This window comes from Actinoplanes sp. NBRC 103695 (assembly GCF_030269485.1).
Lineage (GTDB): Bacteria > Actinomycetota > Actinomycetes > Mycobacteriales > Micromonosporaceae > Actinoplanes.
Window position 1 is genome coordinate 125,737 of the sequence record NZ_BSTL01000027.1, and the last position, 14,965, is coordinate 140,701.

General features: G+C 70.1%; 14 protein-coding genes. 7 read left to right on the forward strand and 7 right to left on the reverse strand.

The features are described 5' to 3' along the window. Nucleotides 1-7: 7 nt before the first annotated feature. Nucleotides 8-538 (reverse strand): peptidylprolyl isomerase, encoded by a 531-nt coding sequence (locus tag QSK31_RS37535; RefSeq protein ID WP_285689460.1) that lies wholly within the window; start codon nucleotides 536-538, stop codon nucleotides 8-10. 167 nt (nucleotides 539-705) lie between these two features. Between QSK31_RS37535 and QSK31_RS37540 the strand changes: the two genes are divergently transcribed. Continuing rightward, complete coding sequence (locus tag QSK31_RS37540) at nucleotides 706-1,269, forward strand: hypothetical protein (RefSeq protein WP_285689461.1); 564 nt, start codon at nucleotides 706-708, stop codon at nucleotides 1,267-1,269. Nucleotides 1,270-1,328: 59 nt separating this feature from the next. On the opposite strand, the gene eccB is transcribed toward QSK31_RS37540, so the two are convergent. From eccB to QSK31_RS37555, 3 genes are all read right to left on the reverse strand, one after another. Next, a complete protein-coding gene (eccB, locus tag QSK31_RS37545; RefSeq protein ID WP_285689462.1) occupies nucleotides 1,329-2,726 on the reverse strand; it encodes a type VII secretion protein EccB in 1,398 nt (465 codons plus the stop codon). A 52-nt stretch (nucleotides 2,727-2,778) separates the two neighbouring features. Beyond that, nucleotides 2,779-3,900 (reverse strand): magnesium/cobalt transporter CorA, encoded by a 1,122-nt coding sequence (gene corA, locus QSK31_RS37550; RefSeq protein ID WP_285689463.1) that lies wholly within the window; start codon nucleotides 3,898-3,900, stop codon nucleotides 2,779-2,781. Nucleotides 3,901-4,079: 179 nt separating this feature from the next. After that, nucleotides 4,080-5,174, reverse strand: coding sequence for an aminotransferase-like domain-containing protein (locus QSK31_RS37555; RefSeq protein WP_285689464.1), 1,095 nt, complete (start codon nucleotides 5,172-5,174; stop codon nucleotides 4,080-4,082). 68 nt (nucleotides 5,175-5,242) lie between these two features. On the opposite strand from QSK31_RS37555, the gene QSK31_RS37560 reads away from it, so the two are divergent. From QSK31_RS37560 to QSK31_RS37570, 3 genes are read left to right on the forward strand one after another with little or no spacing between them, the layout of a single operon-like run. Continuing rightward, the gene (locus QSK31_RS37560; protein ID WP_285689465.1) at nucleotides 5,243-5,974 is read left to right on the forward strand and encodes a phosphocholine cytidylyltransferase family protein; all 732 of its coding nucleotides are present in this window, start codon (nucleotides 5,243-5,245) and stop codon (nucleotides 5,972-5,974) included. Next, on the forward strand, nucleotides 5,962-7,023 hold the full coding sequence (locus QSK31_RS37565) for an iron-containing alcohol dehydrogenase family protein (RefSeq protein ID WP_285689466.1): 1,062 nt from the start codon (nucleotides 5,962-5,964) through the stop codon (nucleotides 7,021-7,023). Before QSK31_RS37560 ends, QSK31_RS37565 begins: the two co-directional genes overlap by 13 nt. Further along, nucleotides 6,998-7,717 carry a CDP-alcohol phosphatidyltransferase family protein gene (locus QSK31_RS37570; protein WP_285689467.1) on the forward strand — a complete coding sequence of 240 codons (720 nt, stop codon included), beginning with the start codon at nucleotides 6,998-7,000 and terminating at the stop codon, nucleotides 7,715-7,717. The genes QSK31_RS37565 and QSK31_RS37570 overlap by 26 nt, the downstream gene beginning before the upstream one ends. Nucleotides 7,718-7,824: 107 nt before the next feature. Here QSK31_RS37570 and QSK31_RS37575 read toward each other — a convergent pair whose 3' ends face one another. Continuing rightward, on the reverse strand, nucleotides 7,825-9,366 hold the full coding sequence (locus QSK31_RS37575; protein WP_285689468.1) for an arylsulfotransferase family protein: 1,542 nt from the start codon (nucleotides 9,364-9,366) through the stop codon (nucleotides 7,825-7,827). A 31-nt stretch (nucleotides 9,367-9,397) separates the two neighbouring features. Further along, nucleotides 9,398-10,573, reverse strand: coding sequence for a glycosyltransferase family 4 protein (locus tag QSK31_RS37580; RefSeq protein WP_285689469.1), 1,176 nt, complete (start codon nucleotides 10,571-10,573; stop codon nucleotides 9,398-9,400). 25 nt (nucleotides 10,574-10,598) lie between these two features. Here QSK31_RS37580 and QSK31_RS37585 point away from each other — a divergent pair, with 25 nt between their 5' ends. Continuing rightward, the gene (locus tag QSK31_RS37585; protein ID WP_285689470.1) at nucleotides 10,599-11,459 is read left to right on the forward strand and encodes an Fpg/Nei family DNA glycosylase; all 861 of its coding nucleotides are present in this window, start codon (nucleotides 10,599-10,601) and stop codon (nucleotides 11,457-11,459) included. Between the two features lie 233 nt (nucleotides 11,460-11,692). Next, nucleotides 11,693-13,186: a sugar transferase gene (locus QSK31_RS37590; protein WP_285689475.1), complete on the forward strand. Its 1,494-nt coding sequence runs from the start codon at nucleotides 11,693-11,695 to the stop codon at nucleotides 13,184-13,186. On the opposite strand, the gene QSK31_RS37595 is transcribed toward QSK31_RS37590, so the two are convergent. Beyond that, nucleotides 13,183-14,007, reverse strand: a complete 825-nt coding sequence (locus QSK31_RS37595) for a helix-turn-helix domain-containing protein (RefSeq protein WP_285689471.1) — start codon at nucleotides 14,005-14,007, stop codon at nucleotides 13,183-13,185. The genes QSK31_RS37590 and QSK31_RS37595 overlap by 4 nt on opposite strands. A 100-nt stretch (nucleotides 14,008-14,107) precedes the next feature. On the opposite strand from QSK31_RS37595, the gene QSK31_RS37600 reads away from it, so the two are divergent. Beyond that, nucleotides 14,108-14,836 (forward strand): SDR family oxidoreductase, encoded by a 729-nt coding sequence (locus QSK31_RS37600; protein WP_285689472.1) that lies wholly within the window; start codon nucleotides 14,108-14,110, stop codon nucleotides 14,834-14,836. Nucleotides 14,837-14,965: the final 129 nt, after the last annotated feature.

Genomic DNA, 14,965 nt, shown 5'->3' on the forward strand with positions numbered 1-14,965 from the left:
GTGGTATCTACTCCGAAACGCGCTCGATCTCGACGCGCTGAATCACCACGTCCTCGCGGGGCTTGTCGCCCGGACCGGTCGGCGTGTTCGCGATCTGGTCGACGACCTTGGCACTCTGGTCGTCGGCGACGGTCCCGAAGATCGTGTGCCGGCGGTTCAGGTGCGGGGTCGGTCCGACCGTGATGAAGAACTGCGAGCCGTTGGTGCCCGGGCCCGCGTTCGCCATGGCCAGGATGTACGGCCGGTCGAACTGCAGGTCGGGGTGGAACTCGTCGGCGAACTGGAAACCGGGGCCGCCGCGGCCGGTGCCGGTCGGGTCGCCCATCTGAACCATGAAGCCGGCGATCACCCGGTGCGAGATGGTGCCGTCGTAGTACGGCCCGGTGCCCTTCTGGCCGGTCCGCGGGTCGACGTACTCCTTGGTGCCCTCGGCCAGCTCGACGAAGTTGCGCACCGTGGCGGGCGCGTGATCCGGGAAGAGCTGAACCCGGATCGGGCCGTGGTTGGTGTGCAGGGTGGCGTAAAGCTTCTCTGCCACGGGTACTCCCGTCATCGGAGACAAGTTCAATAACGATTCGGATCCTCCCCCATGTGCTTGAATCCGGCAGCGCGGGGGTACCCGACAGGGCACGATGTGGTGGGAGACCACAGGGAGGTGGGGCACTGGTGTTCGCAACGATGCGTCGTAAGCGGCGGAGCACGAAGATGAAGAATGAGCTCGGCCAGAGCGTGGATCACTTCAAGCGTGCCGCGACGTTGGCCGCACAGGAGACCAGCTCGACGGTCGGTCCGAGGCTCAACGCAGCACGTGACCGCGTCCAGCCGGCGGTGAGCCAGGCCCGCGACGCGGCGAGCAGCGGCTGGGAAAGCGCCGTGGCGACGATCACGCCACTGGTCACGGCCGCGACCGACAACGTGAAGCAGGCCGGGCGGGACACCGCCAAGGTCGGCCGCAAGTCGGCGAAGAACAGCCGGAAGAAGGCCAAGAAGCTGGAGAAGCGCGCCAACAAGGTGCTCAGCCGGCAGCAGTCCGGCGGCCGCAAGGGCAAGCTCGTCGGGCTGGCCCTGATCGGCGCCGCGGTGGGTGTCGGTGCGGCCTACGTGCTGCGCAAGCGGCAGCAGGCCCAGTGGGACGAGTATGACCCCAGCCCGGTGACCGCCGAGCCGGAGGGCGCCGACGACGCGGCCTTCGAGCCGTTGCCGCCGGTGACCGACACCGCTCCGACGACCATCGCGGACAACCCCGAGGTCGCACGCCAGGAGCGCTGACTGCGAACAGCGACTGATGCGTATATGTGCTCAGAGACCCCTCTGAGCACATATACGCATCACCCTGTTGTGGCTGCCTGCCGTGCCCTGGCCGCGTCCAGTGACGGGCCTTGGGGCAGCAACGCGATCATCTGCCCGGTCACCTGCTGCGGTGCGGCGGCGCCGTAGCCGAGGCGGCCGAGCAGTTCCCGGCCCGCGATCGGGTACCGGGTCGCGGTGTCGGTGACGATGCTCACCGTCCCGCTGTCGGCCGGTGCGTTCGGCGAGGCCGCGGCCACCACCAGCGCGCCCTTGCCGCGCGGCACATACACGAAGTCGGCCTGCACCCCGCCCGGTGTCGCCGTCGCGCCGCGCATCGGGGCGCCCGTCGGGACGGTCGCGTCGATGCGCAGACCGGCCTGGGAGTCCTTGTTCACCGGCAGGCTCATACAGGCCCGCTCGCGCGGCTCGGACAGCTTCGGAACGCTGCCCGGCAGCCCCTCGCTGTCGGTGAACCGCACGGTGGACGGCTTGAGGTTGTTGAACGCGGTACCCAGCTCCAGCGGCGGCGGCAGCTGCGGGTCGGCCTGCAGGAGCCGGGCCTGCACCTCGGTCAGCGCGGCCGCGCCGTCGTTCACCGCCACCGACCACTGCCGCCCGTCGGTCAGCAGCTGGCCGATCTGGTAACTCTCCACGCCGGAGCGCTCGCCCAGGTCGTCGATCGCCGGCGCCTGAAGGTCGGGACCGACCGGCACCGAGTTGATGAACGCGGCGGCGACCGGCCACGGTTGCTGCGCGTTCCAGCCCAGCGCCCGCAGGCTGGCCGTGGCCCGATTTTCCGGGATCTGGAAGCGGCGGTTGCCGAAGAGCAGGTAGGTGCGTTCGGCCGGGTCGCGGACCAGCAGGCCGGACGGTGCGGCTGGGTTGGCCAGCACGGTGCCGCCGGTGGCCCGCGCGCCGATGATCAGCGTGCTCTGCGGCTGGGTGATCGTGGAGCCGGCCGCGGGCGGCGTCGAACAGACCGTCCAGTCGCCGCCGACCAGGTCCTTCTTTACGGGCAGCGAGTCCGGTGCGTCCGGGATGCCGAGCGGGTCGCCGAGCGGGACGGAGGCCAGCCGCTCGCGGGAGGCGGTCACCACCTTGGGCGCCTGCCCGTTCGCGATCAGCAGGCCGGACGCGTAGTTGAGCACCGGGTGCAGGAGCTTGTCCGAGCCCAGGTAGACGTACCGGGCGCCGGATCCCTTCTCCATGTAGACCACCGACTCGTCGCGCATATTGGCGGTGCTGTTGCCGGTGAGCAGGCCGTAGATGGCGGCGGCGCCGACCGCGAGCGCGGCGATCACCAGACTGACCAGCGCGGTGGTGCCGGCCCGGCGCAGCGGGGAGCGGTGCGGGTCCGGGTCGTGGGTGACCAGCGCCGCCACCACCCGCTGGAGCGAGTACTGGTACGAGTGGAGCTGGTCCTGACGCGACGGCACCCCGCCACTCTAGGAGTTTCGATGGACCTGTGGGGGGCGGGCCTGGTAGGGGCTACAACCAGCCGTTACGACGGAACGCCCGGTAGAGCAGCACCGAGATCGACACCATGATCGTGAGCATGACCGGGTAGCCGTAGAGCCACTGGGTCTCGGGCATGTGCGCGAAGTTCATGCCGTAGACGCCGGCGATCGCGGTCCACACCGCCGAGATGCCGGCCCAGGCGGCGATCTTGCGCATGTCGTTGTTCTGGTCGACGGTCACCTGGGCGAGGCGGGCCTGCAGGATCGAGTTCAGCAGGTCGTCATAGGAGGTGACCTGCTCGACCGTACGCGTCAGATGGTCTTGAACGTCGCGGAAATAGCGCCGGATCTCCTTGGGGACCAGGCGGTTCTGCGTCGCGGTGATGGTGGCCAGCGGGCGCTGCAGCGGCACCACCGCCCGGCGGAACTCCACCAGCTCACGCTTCATCTGGTAGATGTGCTGGATCCGGGAGCCGCTGTCCCGGGAGAAAACGCTCTCCTCGATCGTGTCGAGATCCACCTCGACCTGGTCGGCCACCTCGACATACAGGTCGACGACACGGTCCGTCACCGCGTACGCGACAGCCCATGGCCCTTGCTCCAGCAGCTGGGGACGTTCGGTCTCCAGGTTGGCCCGGACCGGAGCGAGCTCGGACGCGTCGCCGTGCCGGACGGTGATCACGAAGCGCTCGCCGATGAAGATCATCATGTGGCCGGTCTCGACCACCTGCGACGTCTCGGTCAGCTCACTGTGCGGCACGTACCGCGCGGTGCGCAGGACCAGGAACTGGACCTCGCCGAACTGCTCCAGCTTGGGCCGCTGCTCGCCCTTGACCGCGTCCTCGACGGAGAGTTCGTGCAGGCCGTAGGTCTGGGCGATGTCGGTCATCTCGGCCTCGGACGGCTCGTGCAGGCCCAGCCAGACGAAGGCGTTGTCCCGCGAGCAGGCCTCCCGCAGCGCGACGTCCGGCGGGAACTCGCCGGGCTCACGCTTGCCCTCGACGTAGAGCCCGCAGTCGACGACCGAGCTGCCGTACTCGCCGGACCGTTTCGGCGGGCGGCGACTGTCCGTGGCGCCCAGGAAGCGGTTCATGGCTCGGACCGGCGCCGTCCAGGCGCGGGACAGCGAACGGTTCAGGCTGCTCTCGCTCATGAGGACCTCCCCAGGACTTCGAAATGACGCCGGGCGGGCCGGCCGCGGCTGGAGGGGGGTGGTACGCCACGGCCGGCCCGCCCGCCGCCGGGGCGGGGGGTTAGGTCCGCTGCGCATTGTCTGCCTTGGAGGCCGCGCAGCGGAAACCGTCTCTGTGTCGGAAACCCGACACTTACGTATCAGGACGCCAGTTCGTCCATCGCGGCCGCGATCCGGCGCACGCCCTCCTCGATCTGATCCACGGTCACCGCGGAGAACGCCAGCCGCATCGAATGGCGGCCGCCGTCGGTGAAGAAGTCGGTGCCCTTGACGATCGCCACCCCCTTCTTCATGGCCGCCGGGAACAGCCGGTCGACATCCACCGAGTCGGGCAGATCCACCCAGAGGAAGTAACCGCCGTCCGGCTCGGTGAACGTGGCGCCCGGGATGTGCTTGCGCAGCGCCTCGCCCAGCACCCGGGCCCGCTCGCCGAGCGCCTTGCTGACCGTGGCGATCGACCGGTCGATGTCGCCGGAAACGCAGAACTGGTGCACGATCGCCTCGGACACCATGCCGGGCGAGATGTAGAGGTTCGTCGCCTTCTTCGCGATCGCGTCGATCAGCGCCGCCGGGCCCACCAGGTAACCGACCCGGACACCCGGACAGACCGTCTTGGTGAAACTGGAGGCGTGCACGACCACGTTGCCGGTGTCCTGCGACAGCATCGAGGGCAGGGCGTCGCCGCGGAAACGGATGTCGACGTACGGGTCGTCCTCGAAGATCAGGAACTCGTACTGGGCGGCGAGCGCCAGCAGGTCACGACGCTTCTCCGCGGAGAGCGTGACACCCGCGGGGTTCTGGTAGTTCGGGATGATGTGCGCCAGTTTCGGCCGCACCCCCGACTCCAGCAGCTCGCGCAGCTCGGCCACGTCGATGCCGTCCGGCTCGAGCGTGACCTGGTGCACCTTGGCGCCGAGGTTCTGCAAGCTCAGCAGGGTGCGGTCATAGGTGGGGCTCTCCACCACCACGTCGTCACCCGGCTTCACCAGGTGGTTGAAGAGGAACGCGTCGGCCTGGAGCGAACCGTTGGTGACGATCACCTGGTCCGGCGAGACACCGTGCTTCTCGGCGATCCACTTGCGCAGCGGGACGTAGCCGACGGAGGTGCCGTACGCCGTCATGCCGGCCGGATCGGTGTCGAAGGCGCGCGCAGCCGCGTCCTTGAGGCCCTGCACATCGATGATGTCCAGGGAGGGAGCGCCACGGGCGAACGAGATCAGCTGCTCAGCGGTCATGCGGACAAGCTTACGAGCCGCCGCTATCCTCGGACCGCACCCCTCTGCCCTGGGAAGGACCCCTCACCATGATCGGACTCGTCCTGGCGGCCGGCGCCGGCCGCCGGCTACGCCCGTACACCGACACGCTGCCCAAGGCACTCGTGCCGGTCGACGGCGAGACGACGATCATGGACATCTCGCTGCGCAATCTTGCCGCCGCCGGGCTGACCGACGTCACCGTCGTGGTCGGCTACCGCGCTGAGGCGGTGGAGCAGCGCCAGGCCGCCTTCGAGCAGAAATACGGCGTCACCCTCACCCTCGTGCACAACGACAAGGCCGAGGAGTGGAACAACGCGTACTCCCTCTGGCTCGCCCGGGAACATTTCGCCCAGGGCGCGCTGCTGGTCAACGGCGACACCGTGCACCCGGTCAGCGTCGAGGAAACCCTGCTCGGCAACCGTGGACCCGGCATCCTGCTCGCCGTGGACAGCCTCAAGAAGCTGGGTGACGAGGAGATGAAGACGACGTTCTCCCCGGATGGCCGGCTGGTGAGGATCACGAAACTGATGGAGCCCGCCGAGGCACACGGCGAGTACATCGGCGCCACCCTGATCGAGCCGTCGGTCGCCGCCGACCTGGCCGACTCGCTCAAGACCACCTGGGAACGCGACCCCAACCTCTACTACGAGGACGGCTACCAGGAGTACGTGAACCGCGGCGGCGAGATCCGGATGGCGTCGATCGGCGACGTGCCCTGGGTCGAGGTCGACAACCACGACGACCTGACGAAGGCGCGGGAGATCGCATGCCGCTACTAGCCCGCACGGTCCAGGCGCCGCTGCACATCGACGTCCGCCGCGGCGCGGTCGCCGACCTGCGGCGGATCCTCGCCGACGGGCGCATCTCCGCCGGCGGCGACGTGGCGGTGGTGGTCGGGCCCGGCCTCGGCGAGCAGATCCACGACCTGATCCGGCCCACGCTCGGCGCGGCGGACGTCTACACGACCGCCGGCGGCACCCTGGACGCCGCCCTCGAGCTGGCCGAGAAACTGCGCTCCCGGCACTACGACGCGGTCGTCGGCATCGGCGGCGGCTCCACGGTCGACACCGCCAAGTACGCCGCCACCCGCTGGGCCATCCCGATGGTGTCGGTCGCCACCAGCCTGGCCAACGACGGCATCGCGTCCCCGGTGGCCAGCCTCATCAACGAGGGCATCAAAGGCTCGTACGGCGTGCACATCCCGATCGCCGTCGTCGTCGACCTGGACTTCGTGGACAGCGGACCGGACCGCGTCAACCGCGGCGGCATCGGCGACGTGATCAGCAACATCAGCGCCCTCGCCGACTGGGAACTGGCCCGAGAGGTGCGCAACGAGCCGGTCGACGGGCTGGCCGCCTCGCTGGCCCGGATGGGCGCCGAGGCGGTCCTCAACCACCCCGGCGACATGAGCGACGACGTGTTCGTCACCGTCCTCGCCGAGGCGCTGATCGCCAGCGGCCTGGCCATGGCGGTCTGCGGCACCAGCCGGCCGACCAGCGGCGGCTGCCACGAGATCATGCACGCCACCGACTCGCTCTACCCCGGCACCGCGTCCCACGGCGAGCTGGCCGGGCTGGGCGCCCTGTTCTGCACGTTCCTGCGAGGCGACGAGAGGCGTTTCACCGAGATGTCCGCCTGCCTCGCCCGGCACCAGCTTCCGCGTACGCCCGGCGACGTCGGTCTGGACGCCGACCAGTTCGTCCGGGTCGTGGAGTTCGCACCGCGGACCCGGCCGGACCGTTACACCATCCTCGAGCACCTCGAGATGAAGCCGAACGAGATCGCCGAGAGGCTCGCCGCATATGACGCCGCCGTCGCCGCCCGCTGAGCCGACCGCGGCGGACTTCTACCGCGTCAACCGCGGCGGAGGCCTGTTCAGCGAGCTCGTCGCCCAGCGAGTCGGCGCCCGCATCGCGGTGTTCGCCAACAAGCACCACATCGCGCCTACGGTCCTCACCGTCGGCAACCTCGGGCTGGGCTGCCTGGTGTCGGTCGCGGTGGTCGCCCTCGCCGAGCCGGTCGCGGACGGCCGCGTCTGGGCCTGGCCGGTCGGTCTGCTCGCGCTCCTCGGCTGGCACCTCGCGTACGCCCTGGACTGCTCGGACGGCCAGCTCGCCCGGGTCACCGGCCAGACCAGCCCCGCGGGCGCCCGGATCGACGTGCTCTGCGACGTGGCCGCCCAGATCGCCCTGGTCGCCGCCCTGGCGTCGGTGGCCGAGGCCCAGGTGCCCGAGACTCCCGCCTGGCTGCTGGCAGCCTTCGCCGGCACCTGGATGGTCAACCTGGTCACCTCGGTGATGCAGGCCGGCCCGTCCAGCGCCAGCATGGTGACCAGCACCTCGACACCTGTCCGCCTGGTCAAGCTGATCCGCGACTACGGTTTCGTGATCGCGCTGGCCGGCGCGGTGCTCACCGTCGCTCCCCAGTGGACGATCTGGCTGGTCGGCCTCTTCACCCTGGTGAACGGCGCCTTCCTGGCGGCGAGCATCGCCTTCTCCGGCCGCGAGGCCCTCAGAGGTTGATGTCGTTCTCTTGGCGGGCGAAATCATCGACCTCGGGTAACCACCGGCTCAGCCGACCGCGGTGGGTCGTCCCCGCGGGCACGGCCGACTGACCGGGTGAAGTCTTCTCAGACGCGGACCGGGATGGCGGAGCTGGTGCCGAGGAGTTTGCCCTGGGCGTCGAGGGCGTCGGCCACCACGTACTCCGGGGTGCCCTGGATCGTGAGCCTGGTCTCGAAGCCGGTGCGGGCCGCCTCCGCCGTCGTCGCGTTGAGGGCCTTGGGCTGGCTGCCGGAGCGGGCGCGCCACTTGGCGACCTGGGTGTTGCCGTTCCAGCTGGCGCTGACCGTCACGCCGCCGTTCTCGACCGACAGGCCCAGGGCCGGCTGGTCCAGCGGGACGCCCGCCCACTCGGCCTTGTACGCCCGGTAGGACTGGTTGTCGAGCGGCAGGTGGCCGCTGAGCCGGACCTTGCCGTCGGCCGTGAACTCGGTGAAGTGGGGCATCTGGCCCCAGCCGATGAAGTTGCCGCCGTCGGCGAGCTCGCGGAAGCTGCCCTGCGTGGGGGCCGAGAGCTTGTCGGGGTGCACGAACTCGCGGACGAAGGTCACCGTTTTCGCCGCCTCGTCGAGCTTCAGGATCAGGCCGCGGGAATAGTCGCGCTCCTTGGTCACGCCGGCGCCGTTGTCGAACATGCCGTACGAGCCGTCGCGGCGGCGGCGGAAGTCGTGCTGCCAGGAGAACTTGGCCTGCTCGGCGATGGCGAAGTCGCTCTTCTTGCCGCCCAGACGCCAGATCACCTTGCCGGTCGTCTTGTTGATCTTGTAGCAGGTCCAGGTGTGCCGGGCCGAGATGATCAGGTGGCCGTCGGCGTCCAGGCCCACCGAGTTGGGGTGGAAGTAGTCCCACGGCAGGTGCGCCGCGTCGCCCTGCGGCAGCGGCGCGTACGACTCGTCCAGGTCGACGTGCTCGCGGGCCCGCCACTCGAAGAGCCGCTTGCCGGTGGCGATGTCGATCTCCTGGATCACGCCGTCGTGCAGCACCCCGTCGGCGGGACCGCCCTTGGCCGTCAGGTCCATCGGGATCGGGTCGTACACCCAGAACAGCGCGGTGTTCCGCGGCGTGATCACGAAGTCGTGCTGGTCGGCCTGCTCGGTGCCGGCCGCGCGCACCCGGGTGATCTCCCGGTAGTTCTCGTCGGCGATCACGAACTCGCCCTGGCCGACGCCTTGGCCGCCGGTGCCGCCGATGGTCCCTTCCCACCAGGTCAGGACCGGTTTGTTGCGGTACTGCTGGACCTTGAAGTCGATCGCGACGGTGGCCGGGTCGGGCACCTTGCGGAACCACACCGGCGAACCCTTGTCGTCCACGATCAGTGGTCCCCACAGGCCGGCGCCGGAGGCGGGGGTGAGGAAGATCTGGCCGGGCGCGGTCGCGTTGGCCGGGACCGTGATCGTCACGTCGGGCAGGGTGCGCAGGTCGGGCCGGGAGCGGTACTTGGGCTGCGCGGCGACCGGTTCGGCGGCGGGCTCGGCGGCATCGGGGCCCCCGGTGTGCCCGATCGCGTACCCGGCGCCCCCGGCGGCGGCGGCGAGCACGACGCCACCACCGACGCCGAGCAGCAGGTTGCGGCGGGGGATCCGGACTGGGGAGGTGGGGGTTTCCGTCACCCGACCCAGCATTCCCCAAGTGGATCGATATCTACCTAGGCAGCGGGTGAGATTTTCCTGTGAAGTCGTTGTAGACGTCGATCAATCGAGCGGTGAGCACATCGGGATGAAAGTGGCTTACCCAACGCTTTCTGGCCGAATCAGCAAGAGATCCGGCCGATGCGCGGGCGAGGGGCAGCGCGGCGGCCAGCGCGGCCGGATCCGGCGCGACCGTCCACCCGGCATCGTCGCCCAGCAGGTACGGGATCCCGCCCACCGCGGTGCCCAGCACCGGACGTCCGGCCGAGATCGCTTCCAGCACCACCGTGGGCAGCACGTCCTCCCAGGTCGGCACCACCACGGCCACCGACGCCGCCCGCCGCGCCTCGGCCATACCCTCGCGGTCCAGCACGCCGAGGTACTCGACGTCCGAGCGCGACGCCGCCGCCTCGACAGCCAGCGGCCGCAGCTCACCGTCCCCGGCGATCCGCAGCATGCCCAGCGACCCGTCCGGATGGCGTTGCCACGCGTCCAGCAGCAGCGCCAGCCCCTTCTCGGGTGACAGGCGCGCGGCGTACAGGAAACCGTCACCCAGCGGCGCCGGCGCACCCGGATCGGGCAGGCCGTTGGGCTTGATCACGATGTGGTCGGCCGGGATGCCGTAGGAGATCAGATGCGCGGCGATCTTGTCGGTCAGCGCGATGAACCGGTCCACCGACCGCCACGTCGGCCGGTGCACCGCGAGCGTGGTCGCCATCAGGGCGCTCTGCGCGCTCGACCCGCGGTAGCACTTGTGCACGATCGCCGGGTAGCCGATCAGCTTGCCGCGGCATTCGTAACAGTTGTGCCCGTCCCGGAAGTACAGCCCCGGCGAGCACACCTGCCGATAGTTGTGCACCGTCTGCACCACCGGCACCCCGTGCTTGTGCGCGGTCTTGACGATCCAGGGCGAGATGAGGGGGTACGGGTTGTGCAGGTGCACGACATCCGGCCGTTCCGACTCCAGCAGCGCCGCGAGGTCCCGCTGGGCGGCCCGGCCGTAGATCGGCGAGAGTGGCAACAGCGCCTTCTGCGCGAGCGGCAGCCCGGCGATGTCGTCCGAACTGCGCTGAAATGGCAGCACTTCGACACCGGCCGCCCTCAGCTGGGCGATCTCGGTGTCCACGATGACGTTCTCCCCGGAGGGGATGGCCTCGCGATATCGGTTGTGCGCTACCACGACCTTCACGCCGAGGAACGCTACCGTGGAGCTTGTGCCTGAACTTCCCGAGGTCGAGGCGCTCGGTGCGTACCTGCGTGAGCGCGCGGTCGGCCACACGGTCGAGCGGTTCGAGGTGTCCTCCTTCAGCGCGCTGAAGACCTTCGACCCGCCTCCCACCGCCATCGCCGGGCTGGAGATCACCTCCGCCGGGCGGCACGGCAAGTTCCTCGACGTCGGGCTCGGTCCCGATATCCACCTTGTCGTGCATCTGGCCCGGGCGGGCTGGCTGCACTACCGGGACGCGTTCAAGTCGCCCGCCCCGCTCAAACCGGGCAGCGGTCCGATCGCTGTGCGCGTACGCCTGGATGACGGGTCTGGTTTTGACCTGACCGAGGCCGGGACGCAGAAGTCCCTGGCCGTCTATCTGGTGCGTGATCCGGTGGAGGTGCCGGGCGTGGCGCGACTCGGACCGGACGCCCTGGCCGTGTCGCGCGACGAGTTCGCCGAACGCATCCGCCTCCGCAACGGGCAGGTCAAGGGCGTGCTGGTCGACCAGGAGGTGCTGGCCGGCATCGGGAACGCGTACTCGGACGAGATCCTGCACACCGCCAGGATCTCCCCGTTCGCGATGACGCAGAAACTGACCGAGGAGCAGATGACCACGCTCTTCGAGGCGACACGCCAGGTGGAGACGGACGCGGTGGCCCGCTCGGTGGGCATGAAGGCGGCGGAGCTCAAGGGCGAGAAGCGGGCCGGCATGCGGGTGCACGCCCGGACCGGACTGCCCTGTCCGGTCTGCGGCGACACGGTGCGTGAGGTGTCCTTCGCCGACAAGAGCCTGCAGTACTGCCCGACCTGTCAGACCGGCGGCAAACCCCTTGCCGACCGGCGCCTTTCCAAGTTGATTAGGTGACACTGGGTGCCTGGAGGGATTGCGGGTGTAACGTCCGCTTCTCCCGCCCGGATCCATCGGTATAGTGGCCCGGTCCCACGCTTCGCCCACGGCGCGAAGCAGACCGGCATTCATCGTCGGTGACCATCGGCCGTGGCAGTGCGTAATGACGTCGGGCGGTCGTGATGCGGGAGGACGTAGGCGAGGTGACCACGAGCCTCCCGCGGCCGGCGACCAGAAACAGCCGGAGCAACATGCCGTACGACAGCTTCGAGTGGCAAGAGCCGCCGCCGAGCAACGGCGTACCCCGATCCGCCTGGACCCGGAGTCACAAGCGGGTTTCCCGCTGGCATCGGCCGTACACGGCGGCCCTGATCGTTCTCGACTTCCTCTCCGCCGTCCTGGCCAGTTACATCGCCACCGCCACGCTGGAGCAGGCGAACGCCGGTTTCCAGAACCAGCCGGAGATCTTCACCGCGATGGCGTACGGCGCCCTGCCGCTGGGCTGGGTGATCGTGCTGTGGAGCGTCGGCAGCTACGACCGGCGCTACCTGGGACTGGGCAGCGAGGAGTTCAAGCGGGTCTTCCGGTCGTTCGTGGTGATCGTGGCGAGCATCTCGCTGGCCGCCTTCGCCGCCAAGACCTCCCTGTCCCGTGGCACGGTCGCGCTGGTCTCCGGCGGCGCCCTGGTGTTCATCCTGCTGTGCCGCTATTTCGCCCGGCAGATACTGCATCTGGCCCGGCGCCGCACCGGGCACGGCGCGCACCGGATGGTCCTGGTCGGCACGCTGCCCGAGGCGCTCGAGGTCTACACCGCCGTCACCCGCAGCCCGGCGGCCGGCCTCATCCCGGTGGCCATCCACATCACCGACGGCCTGGCCTCGGTGCGAGGCATAGAAACCCCGGTCCCGGTGTACGCCGGACGCGACGTCCTGTCCCTCGTCCGGGAGGTCGGTGCGGACACCATCGCGGTCTGCGGCTCGGCCAGCGCGGAACCGGGCGAGCTTCGCCGCCTCGCCTGGCAACTCGAGGGCACCGGGGTCGACCTGGTGGTCGCGCCTCAGCTCACCGACATCGCCGGCCCGCGGGTGCACATCCGCCCGATCGAGGGCCTGCCGCTGCTGCACGTCGAGGAGCCCACCCTCTCCGGCCCGGCCTGGCTGGTGAAGAACCTCCTGGACCGGATCGCCGCCGCGCTGGGCCTGCTGGCCCTGAGCCCGGTGCTGCTGATCATCGCGCTCGGCATCCGGCTCTCCGACCCCGGCCCGGTGTTCTTCCGGCAGCCCCGGGTCGGCCACGAGGGCCGCACGTTCCGGGTGTGGAAGTTCCGGACCATGTACGTCGACGCCGAGGAGCGCAAGGCCACGCTGGAGGAGCTGAACGACTCCGACGGCATGCTCTTCAAGATGAAGAACGACCCGCGGATCTTCACCTTCGGCCAGAAGCTGCGGGCCAGCTCCCTGGACGAGCTGCCACAGCTGGTCAACGTGCTGAAGGGCGAGATGTCCCTGGTCGGCCCCCGCCCGCTGCCCGCCGACGACGGCGACTACCTGGGCGACGTGCGGCGCCGGCTGCTGGTCCGCCCCGGCATCACCGGCCTGTGGCAGGTGAGCGGCCGCTCCGACCTCTCCTGGGACGAGGCGGTACGGCTCGACCTCTATTACGTGGACAACTGGTCGCTCACCTACGACCTGGGCATCCTGTGGCGAACCATCTGGGTCGTCCTCAAGCGCAAGGGCGCCTACTAGACGCTCGCGGCGACGCTGCCGAGCAGGGCCAGCCCCTCGGCCGACGGGCTGTGCGGTTCGGCGTGATAGACGACCAGCAGCTGACCGTCGGCGCCGGGCACCGTCAGCGTCTCGTACTCCACCGTCAGCAGACCGACCTCGGCGTTCACGATCTGCTTGCGCCCCCGGGTCTTGGCCTTGACCTCGTGCCGCGCCCACAGCGCCAGGAATTCCGGGCTCTTCACCGACAGCTCGCCGACCAGTTCGGCCAGCCGCGGATGGTCCGGGTCGGCGCCGGCCGCCGCCCGCAGGCTGGCCACCGTCTCCTGCGCGACGCGATCCCAGTCCGGATAGCAGTCGTGCGCGCCCGGGTCGAGGAACAGCGCGCGCACCAGGTTGCTGCCCTCGCCGAAGATCGGATGCAGCGCCGCGGCCAGCACATTCGACGCGAGCACGTCAAGGTAGCGGCTGGTGACCATCGCCGGGCAGCCGGCCAGCGCGTCGAGCAGGCGACGCAGGGCAGGATCGACCCGAGGGGTACGCGCGGAGCGCCGCCGCCCCGGGCGAGCCGGACCGGCCAGCCGGCGGGCGTGCTCGAGACCGTCCGCACCGAGATCGAGCACCCGGGACAACGCCTCCAGCACCTGGTCCGACGGGTGCTTGTCACGGCCCTGCTCGAGCCGCACGTAGTAGTCGGCGCTCACCCCGGAGAGCATCGCCACCTCTTCGCGGCGCAGCCCCGACACCCGGCGCCGGGTCGTGCCGGCGGGCAGCCCGACCTGCTCCGGCCGGGTCAGCTCACGCCGTGCCCGGAGGAACTCACCCAGCCTGTTGTCCGCCATCCCCCGACGGTAGAAGACGTCGCGGCCGGCTGGGTGGCCGTGCGACTACCAGGGTCGGCACGGCCTTCTCCGTAGCCCGGCGCCGGGCCAGCGTGGTGGCATGACCACATTGCAGAACCGCATCGCCGTCGTCACCGGAGCCACCAGCGGGATCGGCGCCGCCACCGCGGGGGCGCTGGCCGCCGAGGGCGCGAAGGTGGCCGCGTTCGGCCGCCGCGAGGACCGCCTGAAGGAACTGGACGCCCTCCCGGTCGGCGTGGACGTCCGCGACGCCGTCGCCGTCCGCGACGCCGCCGACCGGGTCCGGGCCGAGCTCGGACGACCCGACCTGGTGGTGGCCAACGCCGGCGTCATGCTCGGCGCGCCCTTCGAGGAGGCCGACCCGGCCGAGTGGGACGCGATGATCGGCACGAACGTGACCGGCCTGCTGCACACCGCCCGTGTCTTCGTCGACGACCTGCTCGCCGCGGCCGCCGAGGGCCGCCCGGCCGACCTCGTGCTGGTCGGTTCGGTCGGCGGGCACCAGGTCTTTCCCAACTACGCCGTCTACTGCGCCACCAAGGCGGCGGTCGCGCACCTGACCCGCAATCTGCGGGCCGAGCTGGGCCCGCGTGGCGTACGCGTCAAGAACGTCGAACCCGGCATCACCTCCACCGAGCTGGGCGACGGCATGCGGGACCTCTCGATCAAGGAGCAGCTCGGGCAGTGGCGGAACGGCCTCGAGACGCTGCGCGCGGAGGACATCGCGGCCGGCATCGCCTGGGCCGCCGGGATGCCGGCCCGGATGAACGTCGCCGAGATGATCATCGTGCCCACCGCACAGGGCTAGTCCCAACGCCGTTCAGTTAGGGCGGGACGTTGGCTGTCAAGGGTCGGGGCTGATGACGTCGATGCTGGCGGTGGCCTGGTAGCTGCGCCGGTCGATGTTCGGGCCGCGGGCTTGGTATTTGGAGTTCGA